Here is a 21,366-nt window from a genome sequence, read left to right as displayed (position 1 = left end):
ACGCTAAACAGTGATTAAACTATTTAGCGTTTTTAATTAAGTAAATACTTTTAATATGTGAGCCGTTATTCTGACTCGACAGGTGAGGCGTCTTCATCTAATTGAGCGTGCTGTATGCTATTAATCCGTGTCGGGATACCGGTGCGTTGCTCTAACAAGCGCTTTAACGTGAAAGAGTCCGTTTCAGCATGGGCAACAACAGAAGTGATTTTATTATCTAACGTTAGTGGTAACTGCTCAGTAGACTCAAACTGTTCAATCGTTTCAGATAAAGGTTGATGGACTTCTAAATAGCGATTTCCGTCTGGCTCAACGGTTGCTTTTATCGGTTGATTAATAAACTCAACGCGAGTACCGACAGGAACCGAACTGAATAAGTGCTCAATGTCTTCATCACGCAGTCTTACACAGCCCTGACTAACACGTAGCCCGATCCCGAAAGAGGCATTGGTGCCGTGTACAGCAAAGTAGTTACCGACATAAAGTGCAAATAATCCCATTGGATTATCTGGGCCAGCAGGCCAAACCGCTGGCAATTCTATGCCTTTAGCTTCATAAATTTTGCGGGTGTTTTGCGTCGGAGTCCAAGTTGGATTAGCACGTTTACGGTAGACTTGAGTCACCCAGTTCTCTGGGGTGTCACGGCCAACTTGGCCAATACCGATAGGCAATACCTCAACCGTATTTTTACCTTTTGGGTAATAATATAAGCGCATTTCGGCGCTATTAATGACAATCCCTTTGCGAGGCGTGTCTGGCAAAATTAGTTGATGAGGGATAACTAAGGTGCTTCCTGGTTTCGGAAGATACGGATCAACACCAGGATTTGCTTCCATCATGTTGCTTAAGCCTAATTGAAACTCAGCAGCTATCGCTTCTAGAGTGAGCTTTCCCTCAGGGACAACATAATATTGGTTTTCACCAATTAGGCGGCTGTCTTTGGCTGGCAAACGATATTCTATCGCGGCAGCATTCATGCTGGCTAAAAGGGTAGAAACAGCAATCACTGTAGCGCAAAACGACTTTAACATAAGGGCGACTTGTTCCTAATTTATGATGTATTCGGTTCAATATGCTAACTGAAATAAGTTGCCGAATCGTTAGCAAAAATGGTTATTGATAACTACCTAGCACGTTATTTTGAACTCTAAATAATACTTAGTCATTAGTTTGATGGTGTTAGGCATGGCATCGTTGATCATTTCTTAACTGATTTCAAGCTGGCCAGAAACTTTATTAGCATTTTCTCATTTGAGTCATGTAAAAGGTGACCGGATTTATTCACCTTTTGTTGCTGCTAATTGTCTAATCTACTTTGTTAGCCTTGTTTAAAGCTTAATTGAATTACGCTAAAGGTATTCATATTTCGCTTAGGGCTATTAATATTCGCTTAGGGCTACTTATATAGCTTAAGGCTATTAATATTCGCTTAAGGCTATTATTGCGCTTAACGCTATTATTTCGCTTAGGGCTATTATTGCGCTTAAGGCTACTTGTATAACGAAGGCGTTTCTTTAGTTGGACGAGTCTTAAATCGTCTATGAAGCCACATATATTGACTACGGTTCTTATCAATTATGTTCTCAATAATTTTATTACCACGAATCGCATCAGCCAATTCGTCTTCACCAGGGAAGTTATCAAGCGGCTGCATTATCTCCATATGATAGCCTTTATCGTCACTATTACGTTCGACAAAAAACGGTAATACTTTAGCGCGGCCGAGCTTGGCAAGCGTGGTTGCTCCGGTAATCGTGGCAGCTTCAGGCACGGCGTACAGTGGAATAAATACCGCACTTGAACGACCAAAATCTTGGTCTGCTGTATACCAAATAACATCTGGATTACGAAGGCTTCTGACCATATTGCGTAAGTCACGCTTTGGTACTAAGCCTTTATTAGAGCGCAGGCGACCGCTAACTTGCAGGTATTCCATAACAGGGTTATCGTGCGGACGATAAACTCCAATCCCCGGTTGGAATTGACCAAACATTCTTGCGCCCATTTCTAGCGGCAAACAATGAACGGCAAATAAAATAACTCCGTGGCCACTATCGAGGGTATCAGTGACATGCTGATCGCCTTTCATTGTCATGTGACGCTGTATTTTATCGTTTGACCACCACCAAGCATTGATCGTATCAAAAATGGCTTTGCCGGTTTCTTCAAAGTTTCGTTTAAGCAGTTGTTCTCTTTCTTGCTCAGGCATATTAGGGAAGCAAAGCTGTAAGTTTCGCTCAGCTGTATGCTTGCGACTCTTGGCAAATTTAAGGACTAATCTACCTAAACCAGCACCCATAACCATTTGCCAACGTAACGGTAATAGTTGGGTAAGTCTCATAAAACCAACACCTAACCATAAAGGCCAGTGTTTAGGATGTAATAAATGAGAACCAAATTGTGCTTTTTCTACCACGAATAACTCATCCAAATTTCAAAATTAGTTTCTATTCTAACTTAATTTTATAGCAAAATTAGGTACAATCACGGTTTAAGTCAGCAAAAAGAAAAAGTTTACTATGAAGGTATCTCTCCCTGCATTCGAAAAAGCCCGTGTTTTAGTCGTCGGTGATGTCATGCTTGACCGCTATTGGGTTGGTCCCACAGGCCGAATTTCACCAGAAGCACCTGTACCTGTAGTAAATATTAAAGAAATTGAAGACCGTCCAGGCGGCGCTGCAAACGTTGCATTAAACATTGCAGCGTTAGGTGGGCAAATCCAACTTGCTGGCATTGTGGGCGCTGATGAAACCGCGCAAGCATTGACCGTGGGCGTTCAAGCGCAAGGTGTTGAGCCTCGCTGGTTAACGGTTGCTGAAAAACCAACGATTACTAAGTTACGAGTCTTTTCTCGTAATCAGCAGTTAATCAGGTTAGATTTTGAAGAAAAATACGCTAAAGCAGACAGCGAAAACCTGTTTGCCAGCAGTGAAGCTCTTTTAGATGACGTTGATGTATTAGTGCTGTCAGATTATGCCAAAGGTGCAATTGATTCACCGGTTGAATTTATTGCCAAAGCACGTGCGAAAGGTGTGACTGTTTTAGTTGATCCGAAAGGAACTGATTTTGGCAGATATCGCGGCGCATCACTACTGACTCCGAACATGAGTGAGTTTGAAGCGGTTGTAGGAACAGTAACCGATGAAGCTGATTTAATTGCAAAAGCAAAGCAGCTTATTAAAGAACATAAATTTGATGCCATGTTAGTGACTCGCTCTGAAAAGGGCATGACGCTAATTAGCCAAGATGAAGCTGAATTACATATCCCTACTGTTGCCCGTGAGGTTTATGATGTAACGGGTGCTGGCGATACGGTTATTTCAGCATTAGCCACGTCACTTGCTGCGGGCAGCACGATGGCGCAAGCATGTTCTATTGCAAACATTGCTGCTGGTGTAGTTGTTGCCAAACTCGGTACGGCGACAGTGAGCCGCATTGAGTTAATTGAAGCATTAGCCTTGAATCAAGGTGAGTCTGGTTTTGGTGTAGTGAGTGAAGATCAACTTGCTTACGCACTTGAACAAGCACGCTTACGTGGCGAAAAAGTGGTAATGACCAATGGTTGTTTTGATATTTTACATGCTGGGCATGTGAGTTACTTACAACAAGCCAAAGCGTTAGGCGATCGCCTTATTGTCGCGGTGAATGACGATGCATCAGTGAAGCGTTTAAAAGGTGAAGGTCGACCGGTTAACCAAGAAGATCGCCGTATGGCAGTGCTTGCTGGCTTAGCATCGGTTGATTGGGTTATTCCTTTCAGTGAAGATACGCCGCAGCGTGTAATCAGCCGTTTGTTACCTGACTCGTTAGTAAAAGGTGGCGATTACAAAGTTGAAGAAGTTGCTGGCGGCGCTGAAGTGATGGCAGCGGGTGGCAAAGTTGAAATTCTTGGTTTTGAAGATGGCGTTTCAACCACTGCGATAATTGAAAATATTATGGCGAAAAAGTAATGCAGATATCGGCACTGTATTTTCTAATCAGTGCCGTTAGCGTTAGCGTTAGCGTTAGCGTTAGTGCTATGGATATGGCTAACGCTGACTTTGATTCAAGTTTACCTATTACTTCGACAGCTAACAGTCCAAATTTAGCTGTCAGCTTAGATACTGACCTCCTTCCTAATTTAAAACATAGCACTGATTATGCACTTCAGTCAGAGCTTGAGCCAGAACCAGAACTAAAGCCAGAGCTTGATTTAGTCGAACAAGACAGTTATTCCCAAGTCTCATCAAAAACTCTTGCTGAATCATTTAAGTCTACTAAATTGCACTCTGTTAGAAGTGAATCAGTTGCAGGTAAAACAGCACTGTTATGCCCAATTGACGAATACGAGCAATGCCTTTGGCAACTTCCAAATACTGTGGTTCGTCAGTTACCAAGTGATGATGCAATTATTTTAACTTTGGGTTTAAGAAGCGCTGTGGTAATGCCTGTTATTGATAGTGAAATCGCAGGCGTTATTGTGCTGAATAATTTGTTGCCTGTATTGTCTCAAAGTGTGGTGGTAGATGGAGATATATACCAATTAGATTTAGCCAAACAAAGTCAATTAACTTTGTGGCATGAGATCGGTCATTTGGAAAATATTGCTCAGCAAGGAAGAGGACTTCCAATTCGATTAAGTCACTATGAGCATGAATGGTTAGCAGATATTTATCTGACATGGCGTGTAGCGCATCAAACCCAGAATCTAACTCTTGCATGGCAACAGTTTCATCGTCGCAATATGGCTGTTATCAATAATAATGACAATATGAGCCATTGGAGTTCTCCGCAATTATTGTGGCTACTGACTCACTATAAACAAGAAGATATAATTCAATATGATGAATATAGCGACTTTGTCACTGAGGTGTATCCGCAATTTTTGTCGATTGAAAACACCGAAATGATGGAGATATCTAGCTTAATTCAGCGTACTTTTACTTCTGGCACTTCGCAACCTTTACCTAGGTATATGTTTTGGCGTCAGGCTCGTTTAATTGAGGTGTTACAACCTACGCTTGTGATGTTGATGGGGAGCTCATCGGCTGATCAATGGTTGATTGAGCAGTTTTCGGAAGCGACTAAATTGATTAATGCAGAATAAAAAAACCTGCAACTTAAATAAAGAGCAGGCTTTTTTGTACGAATTAGTGATAATTTACTAATACTTCAAATGATCAATGTTGCAAGTTATTAATGCTTCAGGCTCGTCATTTAAAAATGCCATTGGACGTACACAGTGTTGTAATTACTGCCACCTTTAATGCGGCCAAAGGCTGAGCTCGTTTCAAAAATACCCGAGCGATGGTGGATACTATAACCAAGCCATGCATTGCTAAGTGGAGCATGATTAAAGACATCTCCAATATTCACATCGAATGAGAAATCTAGATAGTTGAGTAGCTTAGACGGTCGATAATCTTTTTCATCCAGCTCACTTCCTTCTATGTAGGTGACTTCTGAAACATATGAAAGCCCTTCAGCGACACCAATCCGAAAACGCCAGCCTAAATCAAGGGTGTAAAAAGCTTTAACGCCGATAACACCTTCGGCTAAGTTATCTTGGACTTCAGAGTCATGGTGCCATACACCACCGGCAGTAAAATATAGGTCAATTGGTAGAGTAAATAGGCTGTCGGAAAGTGGGATACCATAGAACAATGAGGTTAGTTGGTTATTATAGCGATCGCCTTTTGCATTACCCGTTAGAATATCATTGAGATTTGAAGGGGTTGCCCAGCCATGAGCGACTCGTAAAAACTCGCCGCTTTCTTTTGGTACAGGATTATTATTTGGTCGCTTAGCGTCAGGATAAAAGCCAAAACCAAAGAAGGATTCAAATTGATATTGATTTTCAATGGTTGGTAATTCGTAAATGTCATCTTCAAGACGTGTGACCCCGAAATTGGCGAGTAAATATAAGTTACTCGCCAAATGGTATTTAGCATTAACCCCCGCTGAAAAAGCTAAACCCGCTCCAGGATCTATTTGATCTAAGCCATAATAATGCTCGTTAAATGAGTCGCTTTTCCATTGGAATTCAGCGTAAGGGTTAAGCTGCCAATCGCCACCAGTCCAATGATATTGGGTGCGCGTATAACCGTAGTAACGTTTGTCGCCATCACTCATAAAGGCGGCATCAGCTTCTAAACCATCTTTTTGAAATCGATATTGGAAACCAAAATCAAACGCATCAGATTGAGTTTCATTTTGATATTCTTTGGGAATATCTACAAAGCGAAATCGACTGTAAATATTTACTTGATGCTCATCATTTTTCCATAAGTGAACACCACCTTCTAATCCATCTAAAAAGAAGTAATCATTTTCAAACTCAATAAGCGGCATGACATCGGAAACAACATCATCCTCTGTTGCATAAGGAATGTCTGCGCGGCGTGCACCAATTCCCACACCCCACTTTTGGGGGAAATAGTCTACATTTTCACTACTTTTGGATTCCGACTCCGCTTTTGATTCAGATTGAGTGGTAGCTAATGGTTCTACTTCGATATTCTCACTGGCAAAAACCGTTAGCGGGCTTATACATAAAAAGAGGGGGATATAATGCGAATAACGGGACATAGTCATAGCTACCAGTAATGAATTTGAATAAAAAGTTAACAATTAAGAGGAAAGTTAAAACCTAAAACTATTAGGGTTTACAGCAACTTTGAAAGGATTATAGCATGGAGGGTCTTCAAAATAGTCAAATACGGTGCTTTTTATAGCAAGTTGTTAACTTTTTAAACGAAAACAGAATTAGCTTAGCCGATGACTTGAGAAATGGTTTTAGGTTGTTGCCAAAAAGAGTAGTTATGTTTTCCAGCTTGTTTTATCCCGTACATAGCATTATCAGCTTGCTCACAGACTTTAGTAAATTTATCGTCTCTTCCAAAACAGCTTATGCCAATGCTTAACCCTAAAGATACAGGTTTATCATTGATAGATTGGTGTTGCTTAAAGTGGCTTATTAGAGCCCCGGCAAGAATACTGATTAATTGATATTCTGAAATTGAAGTAATGATGACAAATTCATCGCCACCAATTCTGGCTATTTTAGCTTTAGCCTCAGGTAACAATGTCTCGCAATAATGCTGCAGAGTACCGCTGATTTCTATTAAAGCTAAATCACCAAAACGATGACCATGACGATCGTTTATATGCTTAAAGTTATCAACATCAATAAACAACAGCGTACCAGAGTTGAACTCTCTTTCTACCTGCATGCTTTTATAGACTTTCTCTGCAGCGGCGCGGTTGAGTAAATCTGTGAGAGGATCGCGGTGGGCTAGCCGAGCTAAATCTAGTTGATAGCGTTTCTCTTGAGTGATGTCGATATGGGTTCCGAGAATTTTAAGCGGACTGCCATCTGCTGCGTACTCAACGATTCTTCCTCTATCTGATACCCAACGTTCACTACCATCTTTGTGGATCATACGATGTACTGCTTGGTAAATGTCTTCTTTTCCTTGTATATGGTCGTCGAAGGCTTTTATTACCCAATCTTTATCTTCAGGGTGGAGACTACCTTTCCAGCTTTCCATGTTGGCGGCGTATTCTTCACGGGTATAACCCAGCAATGAGCCCCATTCTTGATTATATATCCGTAAATCACCCGTTGGCACATGTTGCTCCCACAAGCACAGGCCAGTGCCATCTAGCGTAGCTGATAGCTGTTGTTGTATCTGGTTTCGCTGCAGTTTTAAAGCTTCGTTTTCACGTTCAAGCTTTGCAATTTGTGCTGTTAATGCTTCAATTTTTGAAGCTTGGGTATCCATTTTGCTATTCATCCATGCTTTAGGTGAATTGATATTTGTACGATTATTAGGCTCATTAGTCAATTGTGTAAATTAATTTGCTGAACTCTTTTTATTTAGCGTAAACCATCACTATTCTTCGGTTTCAAAAATAGTGAGAGGTTTAGTTGGGGCTGACATTAGCTTTGGAAAAGGATAGATAATAAAAAAGCCAAGTCATGGACTTGGCTTTTTTGTTTTCACTTAATGTGAAATTAGTCTTCTAAGTTACCGCAAAAACGATAGCCTTCACCGTGAATAGTCGCGATGATTTCTGGCGTATCAGGTAAGCTTTCGAAGTGCTTACGGATGCGACGAATCGTTACGTCAACAGTACGGTCATGTGGCTTAAGTTCACGGCCTGTCATCTTCATTAACAGGTCAGCACGAGTTAAGATTTTGCCTGGGTTCTCAACAAAGTGAAGCATCGCACGGAATTCACTGCGTGGAAGCTTGTAAGATTCACCTTGTGGGCTAACTAAAGAACGGCTGTTGATCTCTAAGCTCCAACCGTTGAAACGGTAGAACTCTACAGAGCCTTTTTCTTCGATTTCTGCACCAGCACTGTTAACGCGAGTTAATAGGTTGCGAGCACGGATAGTTAATTCACGTGGGTTGAATGGCTTAGTGATGTAATCATCAGCGCCAATTTCAAGACCAAGAATTTTGTCAACTTCATTATCACGGCCAGTAAGGAAGATAAGGCCGATGTTGTTAATTTCGCGAAGTTCACGAGCTAACAATAAACCGTTTTTACCAGGAAGATTGATATCCATAACAACAAGATTAATCTTATTATCCTGCATGGCTTTGTGCATTTCAGCGCCATCGTTTGCTTCAGTTACTACATACCCTTCTGCTTCAAAAATACTACGCAGTGTATTACGGGTTACAGCTTCATCTTCAACAATAAGAATGTGTGGGTTTTGCATGTTATTTACCTAAATTAAAAACAATTCGATTCTAGTCATGTTGCACTAGGGCGGTGGCGCTACTTAAATAATGAAAGCGCCGATAATTTATACATTTCACGATAGGTGTTTATCTATGTCTGCCCTGAACAAAACACGCTTCATGACTAGCTACATTATATACACTCAGCTTAATACATTATTAAAAAGAAACATTCGTGACATAAATGTGATCATAAAAAATCAATATTCCGATTGTATGATGAGTTCTAACTCACTCACAATCAGTCGAAAGATCTATTAAAACAAAGATTCATTACACTATGAGATTAAATTGCTCATAAAAGTTCCTTGGCAATTTAATATTGTCCTATATTTGTATCATCTAAAATGTAGAACAAAATGTTCAAGCTTGAATAATTAATGGCTAAATAGTGTACCGATTAATGTAACAGCTTGTATCACAACTTATAGTTATGTAGCAAAATCTAGCTAGTGGTGATTATTGTACTCGTTTTAGGCATTTGTTAACAAATGAAATGTTAACAAATTTACTCTCCATAATTGTTACAAAATTGGTTTTTTAGATAAGTTATTGATTTTATGTGATAATATAATTATTGTTCTTGTGACTTGAGTCACATGGGTATTGTCGCGACATAGGGTTTGCTACACTTAACTGGGTTCAATAGAGAATATTAAATGATGGATAATTTAATCGATAGCCTTTGGCACAAGTATCAAGGAACACAATTTTTACTAACACAAGGCCTATCTAACGATATTCCTTTCGCAATTGTCACAGCTCATAACCCTTTGGGAAATGTTTTGACTCCCTGTCAAAACCGCTTATTAGATCGTCGCTTACAGCGGAAGATTGAACAATACAACAGCCCTTATCGTTCTTTAATTGGTGCCGCTCCTGATTTATCCCATATGGAGAAAAGTTGGGCTGTGTTTATTGATAAGCAACAAGCACTGGAGTTAGGTCGAGAATTTAAACAGCATGCAATTTATTATGTTAACCAAGGTTTATTGTCATTGGTAGCATGCGGCGAAGCCCCTGATGCAGAAGTGATGATTGGTGATTTCTTTGCTCGCTCGCAAGTGGTGAATGAGTTACCTGATTTACATGAGTAATTTGCGCAGTTACTCAATACCTTTAATTGAGTGGCCAAAATAGCAAATGTAACGACTCTCAAGCTGTATTTGTTGTTTAACTGAAATCGGGAATTGAATTGTTGCTCTATAATTTTTATTGGATTTGATGAATTTTAGTCAATTAAACACCTATAAACGCTTTATTGTGAACCGATAAATGATTTCTGGTTATGGTTTATGGGCTTCAAATCGATTCATTCCCGCTTAAAACATCCGATAAACTGTTTTTTACCGTCTTCTTTGTTACTGTATTTAAAGTGTTTTAGCTTTTATTTTTAGTAAATCACCACCTTTACGTTTTTAAGTAAATAAGTGTCCTGTTTTTAATATTCTGTTATTTGGTAAATTTATTACACATCTGAATTGACTTGGATGTGTATTTATTGGTATTTTTCATTTTCTTCCTTAGGGAAGAAACAGAAGAGGAGCGTTTGCTAGGTAGTAAGTTTGAGGAAAACCAATTCCGATGACGACTTATGAGGGAGATTAGCGCCGAGATATTGCAAGTGATTGGTTTCACTTCATGTCGGTCGATTAGGCTGAATCCTAACGATTGTCACCTATTAATTGGTGGAGAGCTTCTGGTGAAAGATTGCTGTTTCCCTTCTTTAAGGGTGCGTTATCACTGCACCAGGCTCTTCGAACGAAGTAAGTTCGGAGTGTAATCATGTTTTTAAATCTTGTTTTTCAATCTGTATGTTTTAATCAGTTTGCCGCAGAGGTGTTGTCATGAGTTTAGTCGTTGCTAAATTTGGAGGCACATCAGTTGCTGATTTTGCAGCGATGAATCGCTGCGCAGATATCATTCTTGCAAATCCCAATACCCGTGTTGTTGTCGTAAGCGCTTCAAGTGGTGTGACTAACTTGTTAGTCGAGCTGACTCAAGCGAACGTCAATGATCAGCGCCGCATGACCTTGTTGACTCAAATAGCACAAGTACAATATGACATTGTAGATAAGTTAGAACGTCCTCAAGATGTGGCCGCAACCATTGATAAACTCTTAAGTCGTATGTCATCACTCAGCGATGCATTAGTGCTTGATAGAAGTAAAGCCATTATTGATGAGCTTTTATCAATGGGTGAGCAATGTTCATCGTTATTATTTTCTGCTGTAATTCGTCAAAAGGGCACACCGTCAAGCGCGTTTGATGTCAGACAGGTATTGAGAACTGATAGCCACTTTGGTCGTGCGGAACCACAAATCGAGCAGATTGCTGAGTTGGGGGCTGCGCATTTAGCGCCGCTTTTAGCTGAGCAGGTTATAGTGACTCAAGGGTTTATTGGTGCCGACAGCGAAGGTCGTACGACGACATTAGGTCGCGGTGGTAGTGATTACTCTGCAGCATTACTCGCTGAAGCATTAAAGGCGGATGCGGTTGAAATTTGGACTGACGTCGCTGGGATTTACACTACTGATCCACGTTTAGCGCCTAATGCTCGACCTATCCCAGAAATTAGCTTTAACGAAGCCGCTGAAATGGCTACTTTCGGCGCAAAAGTATTGCACCCAGCGACTATTCTTCCGGCTGTTCGTCAAAAGATTCAAGTGTTTGTCGGTTCAAGTAAAGCACCAGAGCAAGGAGGAACTTGGATCCGCCATCAAGTTGAAGAAGTCCCAGTGTTTCGCGCAGTAGCGCTAAGACGAGATCAAACACTATTGAACTTACATAGCCTACAAATGTTACATGCACAGGGCTTTTTAGCTGAAACGTTTGCAACGCTCGCTAAACATAAAATTTCGGTCGACTTGATTACGACCTCAGAAGTGAATGTATCACTGACTTTGGATAAAACTGGTTCTGATTCAAGTGGCCAAGGCTTATTAAGTGAGTCACTACTACAAGAGCTATCGCAGCATTGCCGTGTTCGAGTCGAAGACAAGTTGGCATTAGTAGCAATTATTGGTAATAAAATTGCGTCAACTGCGGGTATCTGTAGCCGCGTGTTCTCTGTGCTTGAAAACCATAATGTACGGATGATTTGTCAGGGCGCTAGCCCGCATAATTTATGTGTTTTAGTGGCAGAGTCAGAAGCAGCTGATGTGGTAAATTCACTGCATCAGAATTTATTCGAATAATGTAAATCACTATTTCTCATGAATGTCGGTGGCTAATAATATGACTGCAGCAAGTTTTACTTCCAAAGCATTGGTATCAAGTGTGGCGTTAGGTGAGTTGGCAACAGGCCAAACACTGACTGCGCCGATTTATACTTATAAGGGAAGCGATGCAAATGCTGCGTCAGTTTATATTCAAGCCAATGTCCATGGAGCAGAAGTACAGGGTAATGCAGTCATACATCAGTTAATGACAATGCTTGAAGGCTACACTGTGCTTGGTGATATTCATTGTGTTCCATTAGCGAATCCTTTGGGGATAAACCAAAAAAGCGGTGAGTTTACTTTAGGTCGATTTGATCCTATCACTGGGGTTAATTGGAATCGTGAGTATTATGAACATGCCGCCATCGTTGCTGATATCCCTCGTTGGTTTGAAGCAAATAAACAGCTGAATGATGTAGAGTTATTTAGTGCATTTAGACAATTGTTACTAAGCAGCTGTCAAACTCGGTTAAATAATGGCTGGGGAATTAGCACGGGTCATCGTTTAGCGGTGACTTTGCAGTCGATGGCTCATGATGCCGATATTGTGTTGGATTTACATACGGGCCCCAAATCTGCGAAACATCTCTATTGCCCTGAATATGATATGGGATCTGCTGCGCTATTTTCGATTCCATTTTCATTGATTATCCCTAATGAGTTTGGCGGTGCCATGGATGAAGCGGCGTTTTATCCGTGGTGGCAATTGCAGCAACACTGCGCATCTTTAGGTCGTGAGTTTGCTGTACCTGTTGCAGCGTTTACTATGGAGCTTGCAAGCCAAGAACGGATTGATATGGCTGATGCTAAAGAAGATGCGTTGGGAATTTTGGCTTATTTGAGCCATCGCGGGGTGATAAAAGAGCAGGTTAAGCCAGCTGAAATGCCTCGCTGGGGTTGTTATTTAGCTAATTATAGAAAGTTCCACGCACCTAAAGCTGGCTTAGTTGAGTATTGTGCTGAACTTGGTAAACCATTAGCAGCAGGTGAGCCTTTAGTTAACTTATTAAGGTTAGATCAATACGGCACTGAACAAGCGTTACTACCTGTAAGTTTACCTTGTGATTGTGTTCCTGTTTTACACTTTGCATCTGCATCGGTGCATCAAGGCACCGAGCTTTATAAAGTGATGACAGAGGTATTTGAGCTTTAAAAAATCTATTATTTTAAAGCCTAGTTCTTTCTAAGCTTAGTGCTTTTTAAGTCTAGTCTTCAAAGTTCAACGGCTCAGAGTTTTCATTTAACAACTTATACTTAGATTTAGAGTTAGGCTTAGCTTTTCAAAATCTCAAGTGGCATTGCGAGCATTTCATCACCAGAGCCTGCAAAGTACCAGATTATGGCAATCAAAATACCCACAGTTAAAAAGTACCAAATGGTTGAGAAGATCTGGCCGTATCTATCTAATGGTAATAGATGGCTTTGATGACGGGTTTTCCATTCAAAGACTATTTCTAAGCTACCAATGAGTAGTAAGAACCCCAGTAGTGCTAATCCTAAGCTGTAGCTGATAAACACGCCAACTGCCGCACCCGCGATACAGGCGATAAGCCCGACCATGCTGTTCATGGAGAAGGTGATACTTTTAAGAATATGCCCACCATCTAAGGGTAAAATAGGCAGTAAGTTAAACAGATTTAATAGGGCATTAAAACTGGCGAGTCCTGCAAAAAAGATATTGCCAGTTACCCAATATGCCACCATACAGCCTATGGACATCAACAAACCGAATGTCGGCCCCATGATGGAAATAACAACGTTTTGCCAGCGGGTATTGATTCTCTCATCACTGACCGCTAAGCCGCCCATAAATGGAATAAGGTAAATCCCTTTGGTTTTCATACCAAAGTGTTTCATTGCTTTAATGTGGCCGTATTCATGGATAACTAAACAGGCAATTAAAGCTAAGGCAAATTCGATAGAAAACAACCACGAATAAGCGGCGACACTTGCAGCAGCTAACATAGCTTTGATTACTTTGGCACTTTTAAGTAGTTTAAAGCCTAAAGAAGCAAGGCCAATCATACTGAACTTTTGAGTTTTTACCGGAGCGACTTCAGGGACTTGTTGCTCAATGTCTTTAGTATTCCTTTGCCCTTCAGCAATGGTTTCGTTATCAACAAGAACCACATAGTTAATTAAAAATGGTTGCCACTGAACATCGGTTTCAAGGCGAACTTTGATAATGGTTTTGCTGACTTCAGTGATCACACCATCGGTAGTTGGTGTTTGCATGGAAGCGGGGCGAGACAGCTCAAATTCATGAATATTAAAAGCTTGATTATCCACTGAGGCAGATTTTTGAGAAACAATTTGATTGTCCCAGTAAAGTTGTTGCCAACCCGCCATAGAGCCTTCTAATCGCAAACGTTTGCCAAGGCATTCTATATTCAGCAGTTCCATAAATTTAGCTGTTCCATTGTTGTGTTTGATTAAAGTGAAAGTTGCTTGTTTTGATTTTTTTAGTGACTTACTAAAGATGAATCTATTATTCAAAACGTTAGGCATTTTGCCTGATAGGAGGAGGTGACTCAAGCGAATTAAAATACAGCCCTAACTAAGTCGACTTCTGTTAATTAGACTCAAGGTATGCGACGGTTTCGATCCCTTGTTTTATATCGCTGAAAACTAACTTAGCACTACAGCAATGACCATTTAGCACGGCATGTTCACGAACATAATGAATAAAGCTGACTAAATCGATAGGGCGTTGACTAATAATGAGTTGCGGTAAATCAGCAGTCGCCGGTGACAACGTTGAATAAGGCTTCTGCTGTGGTTGGATAACAATATCAAATGTCACCTCAGCACTATCTAACAGTTTATCTTGGCTATCATCTACATGAGGTTGTAAACAGCAAAACTCTAGCCAGTCTCTTTCGCTGGCTAGGTATATGAGTTCTTCACTGTGTTGCTGCTTTATGATTGCAGGCCAATAAATCGTATCCATAAGACCCATCACTATCTGTTGACTGCCTAAGGTTAACTTATTACAGCGAGGGCTTAGTGACTACCGTAATCAAAACTTATTTCATTGTGAAGGTTTTTAATATGGCATGGGCCGTGTTCTCGTTGGGTGCGGTTTTTAGCTGGACCAATATGAATTTCGACATTAGCAAAAATATGCTTTTCTGCTTGGATAAAGTTTTTGCTGTAATATCCTTCGGTCTCTTGCTGCAGCTGCTTACATTCTGATTCTGCCTTGGCGCGGTTACTCGCAACCTGTTTTTTCTCATCGAGCATCATTTTGACTTGCTCAATCATGCCTGCATCAGTTTGCCATTCAGTTTTTGGAGGCAGCTTTCTTAATCTAGCTTCAATATCGAGCCCTGCAACCACCAACTGTTTAGCTTTTGCATCACAGTTTTTTACTTCGGCTCTAAGTTCAGCTTGGTGCATAGCACAAAATAGTTCAGTTTTCGTGCCTGCTGTAGCGCCAAAAGCTACGGCTTTGATGCCTTTTTTGGCTGTTGCTATACCGCCAACAAGATCGCCTCGTTTGGCATTGGGATCGCTGACAATAATGGCATTGTCTGATTGCGAATGGCTATGTAGCAGTTGTTTAGTAACTAGAATGTCACCGTGAGCCGTTAAATTTGAATACTGCACGAACTGGGCGCAAATCTGTCCTTGAGCTGTGATATTGTTACTTAGTTCATGTTCTTTAATTTGTCTTCCAATAATGCCTTTACTGACAATGACATCGCCAGCAGCTTCTAAAGTCGCCGATTCAACAAAACCCATAACTGTAATATCACCGGTGCTTTTAACCTGCATGCCTTCGTGAACGTCACCTGTGATTAGAATGCTTCCTTCAAAATCAACATGGCCATATTTTACATCCACATCTTTTATTTGCAGGACATCGTCAACCTGCATACCTTTACGGTTTTCGACAGGTTGGCCAGCTACATTGGCAATCAGTTGATAGGGATCTTCAGCTGATAGTTCTGTACCCGTTCCTGGCTGCATTGATAGATCTTTTCCTTCAACTTGCAGTATGGCATCACCATGAACGTTATAACCAGCAGTCCCTGGTGTTGCAGGCGTTTTAACCATAAGTACATCACCAGGTTTTACCATGATCATGGCGCCCAAGTTTCGCATGTCGACCGAGCCGTCTTCGCGCTCTTGGGGCTGTAATAATCGCTCGCGCGCAAGAGGAACTTTTCTGTCTAGCGTGGCATTTACACCGTTGATTGCAAGTTTGCCTATAGCGATGGGGCTTTCGCAAGTTTCCCCTGGAGGTAAGATGGATAGTTGTTGGATTAAAGACTGAATTTTTGGCTTGCTTAAGCCCATTTTAACTTTGTGAGATTTGAGGGCGTTGAGGATCATAGGAAGTGAAGGGTCTTTTCCCCCCAAGCTGCTTCTAATGTCATTGAGGCAGACATTTTATCTTCACTGATTTCAATAGTGACTTTGCCATCAGCACGTTCAGCGATAACAAAATATAATTCATGCTGACCATTGTCTTGGCCACTTAGTGCATTAATTTCTGCCACGGCTTTATGAATGTTGTGCTGCATAGGGCGCAACATGGCAAACTCTGGCTGCGTTAGCAGTTGGTTGACATCGTCTTCTGACACTGGACCATGAGTGTTAGGAATAACACGAAACTCAACCTGAGTTTGGTTTTCATTTAAAACCGCTAAGCTCCAATCCAGCATAAAACCTCTTATTATCTGGCCGTTTTAAAATACGGGCCACGCGCCTTTTTGGCGATTTTTTATTATTAATTAATAAAATGTAGCGGTTTTTTGTGATAAAAACTAGTCAATTATTTGATGATTTCAGACTATTTGACAGATTACGTGATGAAGAACACTAAGTGTTAATTCTTTGTTACTTATGGAAAAAGTATAATTTATATTTATTGTTTTCAGCCGGAACATTTACTTGACCAAATTCAGCCGCAATTGTGTCGGCATAAGGCAGGTTTCTATTTGCAACGATTTGCCATACCCCATTGTTAGATAAACTGTTTGCGCTCGACTTAACGAAGTCTTTAGCTATTTGTGTCGTAGCGGCTAAACCGTCATGAAATGGTGGGTTTGAGATGATGCCATCAAATTGTCCTGATATTTGCTTAAACCCATCTGATGGATAAACCTTGGCTATCATATTATTTGCTGCAAGGGTTAATTCACATGCCTTCAATGCCATGGCGTTAATGTCAATGCACTCTACGTTAAGACTTGAATTAGCTTTGAGCATCGCAGCACTGATGACACCTGCTCCACAGCCGAAATCAAGCACTCGACCAGAAAGATTTGGTAAGTGTGATAACAATAGCTCAGTACCTTGATCGAGCTTTTTCTCGCTAAAGACGCCAACTAAATTACAAATTGTAATCTCGCCTTGTGGCGTAGCAAGTTGGTACTTGCTTACCCAGTCGTTAATGTTCAACTGAGGTGCATCTTGATTTAATTCAGCGACGAAGAGTAAGCAATGACGTGCATTGTCACGCTTTAAGGCCGTTGAGTAGTAATTAGGTAATAGCTTTGCAAGCGATTTAACTCCGCCTTTATTTTCACCGATGACAATTAAGGTGCCGCCAATGCTCAGGTGCTTTGCTGCAAGTTGGAAAAGATAAGGCGCGAGGGCTTTGGCTTTCGGGAAGTAAATGACCACGGCATCGAACGTCTGCAATTTTGCATCTGCAGGCAGTTCATGACCAAAGTGGGCATGAAAATTAGGTTTATTGTGCTTGGCTAATAGTTGGTGGTGATTAAAGTCTAACGCTAAAGCGGTAACAGAAGCGGCGGCATCTAATAGTTCAACGGCTAATGCATCTGCTTCATGATTTAAAATCAATACATTCTGGTTTTCGATAAATTGAATGTTACGTAGCAGAACTTGAGAAGTGTTGGTGAGCACAGAATCGACCTTAATAGTTTAACGCATTAGATAACGGCGGATTATAGCAAAGAAGTAGTCAACTGTTCAGTTTGTCGTAGCACTATGGCGCTGTAAGCAAAAAGAGCAACGCAAACTACATATAGTGATTAGGTTGCTCTTAATATGAAGCTGTTTGGTGCTTATCTAAGGTAAAAAAATCGACTCTGATTAATTGATTGCTTTAGGTAATAAACTCATCATTTTAGTTGCGATTTCAGTATTGTCTTGATGACCACTAAATAATAACGCACCAGGCCCTGCTGCAAATACTTGCACATCATCAGCTGTGTGACCTACAGATGTCCATCCGGTATTAGTGCGGGTATCGATGATTTGCAGTATTGATTTATATAACTGCTTTTGACCCTGCATTCTTGCAGAATTAAGGCTGGAAATTTCTTCGGCTGTAGCTTCAAAGCCAATGAGTTGGTTAAAACGTTGTTGCCAGTCATCTACCGCGATTAATTCTTCAGAGATCGTTTGTGGTGAAGCTTTAATATCATGCAGCATTGCAGGGTTCCACTCATATTCACCATTAGCACCTATAGACAGTCCTCCTGTGTTGTGGTCTGCGGTAACAATCATAAGTGTGTCTTGACGTTCACGTACAAACTGCTCGACCACTTCAATGGCGTTGGCAAACTCCTGCATTTCACCCATGGCTGTGGCAATATCATTTGAATGTCCTGCCCAGTCAATTAAGCTGCCTTCAACCATCAATATAAACCCTTGCTCATTCTGTGATAGTAACTCGAGTGATTTCTTCGTTAGGGTACTGAGTTTATAAGCTTCTTGCTCGTCTATTACCCAAGGAAGTTGCACGTCAGCGAATAAGCCTAAAACCTTTGGCTTGGTGATGCTATCGAGTTGCTCAAATTCCGTAATATGCTGATAGCCTTTAGCTTTAAACTCATCTAATAAGTCATCAGAAAAGTATTTTTGCCCACCACCCAAGATCACATCAGCATCAGACTTTAAGTACCCTTCGGCAATCTGTACATAGTTGCGGCGATGCTCATTGTGGGCAAGAAAGGCGGCTGGAGTTGCATGATTAACTTGACTACTAACAGCTACACCAGTTGATAGTCCAACCTTTTTAGCCATTTCCATAATGGTGGTCAGCGGACGTTTATCTACATCGATTGAAATGGCGCCATTATAGGTTTTAAACCCAGTGGCCAAAGCCGTTGCAGATGCTGCTGAATCAGTAACATAGCCGCTTACTGGCGCGGGAAAAGTACTCGCCATACCGACGAGTAAACGGTCGAATACGGTTTGTTCCATTTCTTCGGTATCAGGATTATCTTTAAAGTAACGATAAGCCGTTGTATAGGCTGGGCCCATACCGTCGCCAATCATGATGATCATATTTTTTGGCTTTGAAGGTGCTGATGACTTAACTTTTTTACTCGCTACATTGGTGATTGGGGCGACAATGTTCGCTGGTAATTTTGCGGGGTCGGTATTTGCTAACTCAGCTGCTTTTGATGCACTGGCTTTTGATGTATTGGTAATTGAAGCGTCAGACACACTAGATACTTGAACTTGGATCTGTGAGGCTGTTTGTTTTGCTTGTGATTGAGCCGTTTCAGTTGTTGCAGTATCGGTTAATGGCGTATTTGCTAATGGTGCATTGGCAAATGTGCTAGTTGAAAAACACAGGAACATCCCGAGTATTAAGCTCAGTGTTGTTTTTATTGGCATTGTTAGTCCTGAAAATACAAAGGGGTTAAAGGCTTAATTTGTCTGCCTATCAAGATTGGATGATAGGCAGAACCGTAGATTAAGCTTGTTTATTAATCCGTACTTCAATGGCATCCATCAGCATGCCAGTAATATCCACATCAAATGCGGCTTCAATTTCTTTAATACACGTTGGGCTGGTAACGTTAATTTCAGTTAGCTTGTCACCGATAACATCTAATCCCACAAAAATCAGTCCACGCTTTTTAAGCTCTGGGCCTAAAGTGCGCGCGATATGAAAATCACTTTCAGATAAAGGTTGAGGAACACCACTACCGCCAGCTGCTAAATTACCGCGTGTTTCGCCTTTCATTGGGATACGTGCCAATGAATAAGGAACAGGTTCACCATCTACCACCAAAATACGTTTATCACCTTGCTTGATTGCTGGGATAAAACCTTGAGCCATAGCGTAACGGGTACCGTGCTCGGTTAAGGTTTCTAAAATCACCCCAATATTAGGATCATCTTGTTTTACGCGGAAAATCGATGCACCGCCCATACCATCAAGTGGTTTTAGAATGATATCGCCTTTCTCTGCTAAGAAAGCGCGAATACGCTTTGCGTCACGAGTGACCACGGCTTCTGGCGTAAATTCAGGGAACCAAGCTGTAAACAGCTTTTCATTAGCATCACGTAAGCTTTGCGGCTTATTGACGATCAATACACCTTCTTCTTCAGCGCGTTCAAGCATGTAAGTTGCGTATATGAATTCAGTATCAAATGGCGGGTCTTTTCGCATTAAGATGACGTCAAGATCGGCAAGTGGGGTGTCAACGCTTTCACCTAGTTCAAACCATTTGCTGGCATTATCTTCAACAGTTAACGAACGCATGTTTGCCATAGCCTTGCCATTGACCATAGCAAGATCTTGCATTTCCATGTAATACAGTTCGTAGCCGCGTGATTGAGCAGCCATTAACATTGCAAAACTAGAGTCTTTCTTAATGTTAATTTCGCTGATTGGATCCATTACTATGCCGAGCTTTATCATACCTTTATCCTTATTTTCTCAATGCTTATATCATTGATTAACCGATATCACCGAATCGTAATTGCAAAGCGGTAATCGCGGTTAGTGAAGCTGTTTCTGTACGTAATACTCGTGGACCAAGTAATACGTCGGTAAAGAGGTGCGTTTCTGTCATCGCTATCTCTTCTTCTGATAGACCGCCTTCAGGGCCAATTAATAACCGTACTTTGGTATTTTCTAATGCTAAACCATTAATGCCGTGCGCAGCGCGAGGGTGTAGGTTTAACTTTAATGCATCTGTTTGTTCAGCGCACCATTGGCTTAAAGTCATTGCTGGTCTAACTGTTGGCACAAAACTGCGACCTGATTGCTCACAGGCACTGATAACAATTTTTTGCCATTGGTTAATTTTCTTCTCTAAACGTTCGCCATTAAGTTTTACACCGCACCGATCAGAAAATAACGGTGTAATGGTGGTAACACCTAATTCAACCGATTTTTGAATGGTGAAGTCCATTCTGTCACCGCGAGAAATAACTTGGCCTAGGTGTAAATTGAGTGGCGACTCTGAGTTATTCTCTGTTTTATCGATAATCTCAACAGTGACGTTCTTTTTATTAGCACTCACGATCGTGGCAAGGTAATCAAAGCCATCGCCAGTGAACAGGCTAATATTTTCACCTTCGCTCATACGTAAAACACGACCAATATGTGCAGCGCCATCTTCATCTAATTTTACTTGCTGATTAACAGTAAGTTCATTGATAGGTTGGTAAATTCTTGGGACACGCAT

At 41.1% G+C, this 21,366-nt stretch carries 16 protein-coding genes, 1 pseudogene and 1 riboswitch; of the genes and pseudogenes, 5 read left to right on the top strand and 12 right to left on the bottom strand.

Features of this window, described 5'->3' with window-relative positions; all coding sequences use genetic code 11:
- Window positions 1–65 precede the first annotated feature (65 nt).
- Entirely contained in the window at window positions 66–1,031 is a 966-nt protein-coding gene (locus AC0L4E_RS15480) for a L,D-transpeptidase family protein (RefSeq protein ID WP_473679930.1), read from the bottom strand.
- A gap of 458 nt (window positions 1,032–1,489) precedes the next feature.
- The gene (gene lpxL, locus AC0L4E_RS15475; RefSeq protein WP_473679929.1) at window positions 1,490–2,416 is read right to left on the bottom strand and encodes an LpxL/LpxP family Kdo(2)-lipid IV(A) lauroyl/palmitoleoyl acyltransferase; all 927 of its coding nucleotides are present in this window, start codon (window positions 2,414–2,416) and stop codon (window positions 1,490–1,492) included.
- 103 nt (window positions 2,417–2,519) lie between these two features.
- Here lpxL and hldE point away from each other — a divergent pair, with 103 nt between their 5' ends.
- Together hldE and AC0L4E_RS15465 are read left to right on the top strand one after the other, a co-directional pair.
- On the top strand, window positions 2,520–3,950 hold the full coding sequence (gene hldE / locus AC0L4E_RS15470; protein ID WP_473679928.1) for a bifunctional D-glycero-beta-D-manno-heptose-7-phosphate kinase/D-glycero-beta-D-manno-heptose 1-phosphate adenylyltransferase HldE: 1,431 nt from the start codon (window positions 2,520–2,522) through the stop codon (window positions 3,948–3,950).
- Complete coding sequence (locus AC0L4E_RS15465) at window positions 3,950–5,086, top strand: hypothetical protein (RefSeq protein ID WP_473679927.1); 1,137 nt, start codon at window positions 3,950–3,952, stop codon at window positions 5,084–5,086. Before hldE ends, AC0L4E_RS15465 begins: the two co-directional genes overlap by 1 nt.
- A 110-nt stretch (window positions 5,087–5,196) precedes the next feature.
- On the opposite strand, the gene AC0L4E_RS15460 is transcribed toward AC0L4E_RS15465, so the two are convergent.
- From AC0L4E_RS15460 to arcA, 3 genes are all read right to left on the bottom strand, one after another.
- The gene (locus AC0L4E_RS15460; RefSeq protein ID WP_473679926.1) at window positions 5,197–6,567 is read right to left on the bottom strand and encodes a MipA/OmpV family protein; all 1,371 of its coding nucleotides are present in this window, start codon (window positions 6,565–6,567) and stop codon (window positions 5,197–5,199) included.
- A 182-nt stretch (window positions 6,568–6,749) separates the two neighbouring features.
- Window positions 6,750–7,763, bottom strand: a complete 1,014-nt coding sequence (locus AC0L4E_RS15455; protein ID WP_473679925.1) for a sensor domain-containing diguanylate cyclase — start codon at window positions 7,761–7,763, stop codon at window positions 6,750–6,752.
- 233 nt (window positions 7,764–7,996) lie between these two features.
- Window positions 7,997–8,713, bottom strand: coding sequence for a two-component system response regulator ArcA (gene arcA, locus AC0L4E_RS15450; RefSeq protein WP_102526580.1), 717 nt, complete (start codon window positions 8,711–8,713; stop codon window positions 7,997–7,999).
- Between the two features lie 684 nt (window positions 8,714–9,397).
- Here arcA and AC0L4E_RS15445 point away from each other — a divergent pair.
- From AC0L4E_RS15445 to AC0L4E_RS15435, 3 genes are all read left to right on the top strand, one after another.
- Complete coding sequence (locus tag AC0L4E_RS15445; RefSeq protein ID WP_473681692.1) at window positions 9,398–9,832, top strand: DUF3293 domain-containing protein; 435 nt, start codon at window positions 9,398–9,400, stop codon at window positions 9,830–9,832.
- 433 nt (window positions 9,833–10,265) lie between these two features.
- Window positions 10,266–10,442, top strand: a riboswitch (Lysine riboswitch).
- A gap of 140 nt (window positions 10,443–10,582) precedes the next feature.
- Window positions 10,583–11,932, top strand: coding sequence for a lysine-sensitive aspartokinase 3 (lysC, locus tag AC0L4E_RS15440; RefSeq protein ID WP_473679924.1), 1,350 nt, complete (start codon window positions 10,583–10,585; stop codon window positions 11,930–11,932).
- Between the two features lie 40 nt (window positions 11,933–11,972).
- Window positions 11,973–13,109 carry a succinylglutamate desuccinylase/aspartoacylase family protein gene (locus AC0L4E_RS15435; protein ID WP_473681690.1) on the top strand — a complete coding sequence of 379 codons (1,137 nt, stop codon included), beginning with the start codon at window positions 11,973–11,975 and terminating at the stop codon, window positions 13,107–13,109.
- Between the two features lie 119 nt (window positions 13,110–13,228).
- On the opposite strand, the gene AC0L4E_RS15430 is transcribed toward AC0L4E_RS15435, so the two are convergent.
- The 7 genes and pseudogenes from AC0L4E_RS15430 to rsmE form a co-directional block, all read right to left on the bottom strand.
- Entirely contained in the window at window positions 13,229–14,359 is a 1,131-nt protein-coding gene (locus tag AC0L4E_RS15430; protein WP_473679923.1) for a site-2 protease family protein, read from the bottom strand.
- A 169-nt stretch (window positions 14,360–14,528) separates the two neighbouring features.
- The gene (locus AC0L4E_RS15425; protein ID WP_473679922.1) at window positions 14,529–14,906 is read right to left on the bottom strand and encodes a DUF4144 family protein; all 378 of its coding nucleotides are present in this window, start codon (window positions 14,904–14,906) and stop codon (window positions 14,529–14,531) included.
- A 53-nt stretch (window positions 14,907–14,959) separates the two neighbouring features.
- A pseudogene (locus tag AC0L4E_RS15420) lies at window positions 14,960–16,626 on the bottom strand (DUF342 domain-containing protein).
- Between the two features lie 175 nt (window positions 16,627–16,801).
- Complete coding sequence (locus tag AC0L4E_RS15415) at window positions 16,802–17,836, bottom strand: methyltransferase (RefSeq protein ID WP_473679921.1); 1,035 nt, start codon at window positions 17,834–17,836, stop codon at window positions 16,802–16,804.
- A gap of 189 nt (window positions 17,837–18,025) precedes the next feature.
- Window positions 18,026–19,561 (bottom strand): alkaline phosphatase, encoded by a 1,536-nt coding sequence (locus AC0L4E_RS15410; RefSeq protein WP_473679920.1) that lies wholly within the window; start codon window positions 19,559–19,561, stop codon window positions 18,026–18,028.
- A 79-nt stretch (window positions 19,562–19,640) separates the two neighbouring features.
- On the bottom strand, window positions 19,641–20,594 hold the full coding sequence (gene gshB / locus AC0L4E_RS15405) for a glutathione synthase (protein ID WP_473679919.1): 954 nt from the start codon (window positions 20,592–20,594) through the stop codon (window positions 19,641–19,643).
- A 37-nt stretch (window positions 20,595–20,631) separates the two neighbouring features.
- Window positions 20,632–21,366: a 16S rRNA (uracil(1498)-N(3))-methyltransferase gene (gene rsmE, locus AC0L4E_RS15400; RefSeq protein ID WP_473679918.1), complete on the bottom strand. Its 735-nt coding sequence runs from the start codon at window positions 21,364–21,366 to the stop codon at window positions 20,632–20,634.

This window comes from Shewanella sp. GJ50-10 (assembly GCF_055808815.1).
The sequence above is the reverse complement of the archived record's forward strand: the minus strand, read 5'-3'. Positions and strand labels throughout refer to the sequence as shown.

What these genes read in the sequence shown, in the direction of transcription:
- AC0L4E_RS15480 (WP_473679930.1), bottom strand. Translation starts at nt 1,031, where the DNA reads ATGTTAAAGTCGTTTTGCGCTACAGTGATTGCTGTTTCTACCCTTTTA.
- hldE (WP_473679928.1), top strand. Translation starts at nt 2,520, where the DNA reads ATGAAGGTATCTCTCCCTGCATTCGAAAAAGCCCGTGTTTTAGTCGTC.
- AC0L4E_RS15465 (WP_473679927.1), top strand. Translation starts at nt 3,950, where the DNA reads ATGCAGATATCGGCACTGTATTTTCTAATCAGTGCCGTTAGCGTTAGC.
- AC0L4E_RS15460 (WP_473679926.1), bottom strand. Translation starts at nt 6,567, where the DNA reads ATGTCCCGTTATTCGCATTATATCCCCCTCTTTTTATGTATAAGCCCG.
- AC0L4E_RS15455 (WP_473679925.1), bottom strand. Translation starts at nt 7,763, where the DNA reads ATGGATACCCAAGCTTCAAAAATTGAAGCATTAACAGCACAAATTGCA.
- arcA (WP_102526580.1), bottom strand. Translation starts at nt 8,713, where the DNA reads ATGCAAAACCCACACATTCTTATTGTTGAAGATGAAGCTGTAACCCGT.
- AC0L4E_RS15445 (WP_473681692.1), top strand. Translation starts at nt 9,398, where the DNA reads ATGGATAATTTAATCGATAGCCTTTGGCACAAGTATCAAGGAACACAA.
- lysC (WP_473679924.1), top strand. Translation starts at nt 10,583, where the DNA reads ATGAGTTTAGTCGTTGCTAAATTTGGAGGCACATCAGTTGCTGATTTT.
- AC0L4E_RS15435 (WP_473681690.1), top strand. Translation starts at nt 11,973, where the DNA reads ATGACTGCAGCAAGTTTTACTTCCAAAGCATTGGTATCAAGTGTGGCG.
- AC0L4E_RS15430 (WP_473679923.1), bottom strand. Translation starts at nt 14,359, where the DNA reads ATGGAACTGCTGAATATAGAATGCCTTGGCAAACGTTTGCGATTAGAA.
- AC0L4E_RS15425 (WP_473679922.1), bottom strand. Translation starts at nt 14,906, where the DNA reads ATGGATACGATTTATTGGCCTGCAATCATAAAGCAGCAACACAGTGAA.
- AC0L4E_RS15410 (WP_473679920.1), bottom strand. Translation starts at nt 19,561, where the DNA reads ATGCCAATAAAAACAACACTGAGCTTAATACTCGGGATGTTCCTGTGT.
- gshB (WP_473679919.1), bottom strand. Translation starts at nt 20,594, where the DNA reads ATGATAAAGCTCGGCATAGTAATGGATCCAATCAGCGAAATTAACATT.
- rsmE (WP_473679918.1), bottom strand. Translation starts at nt 21,366, where the DNA reads ATGCGTGTCCCAAGAATTTACCAACCTATCAATGAACTTACTGTTAAT.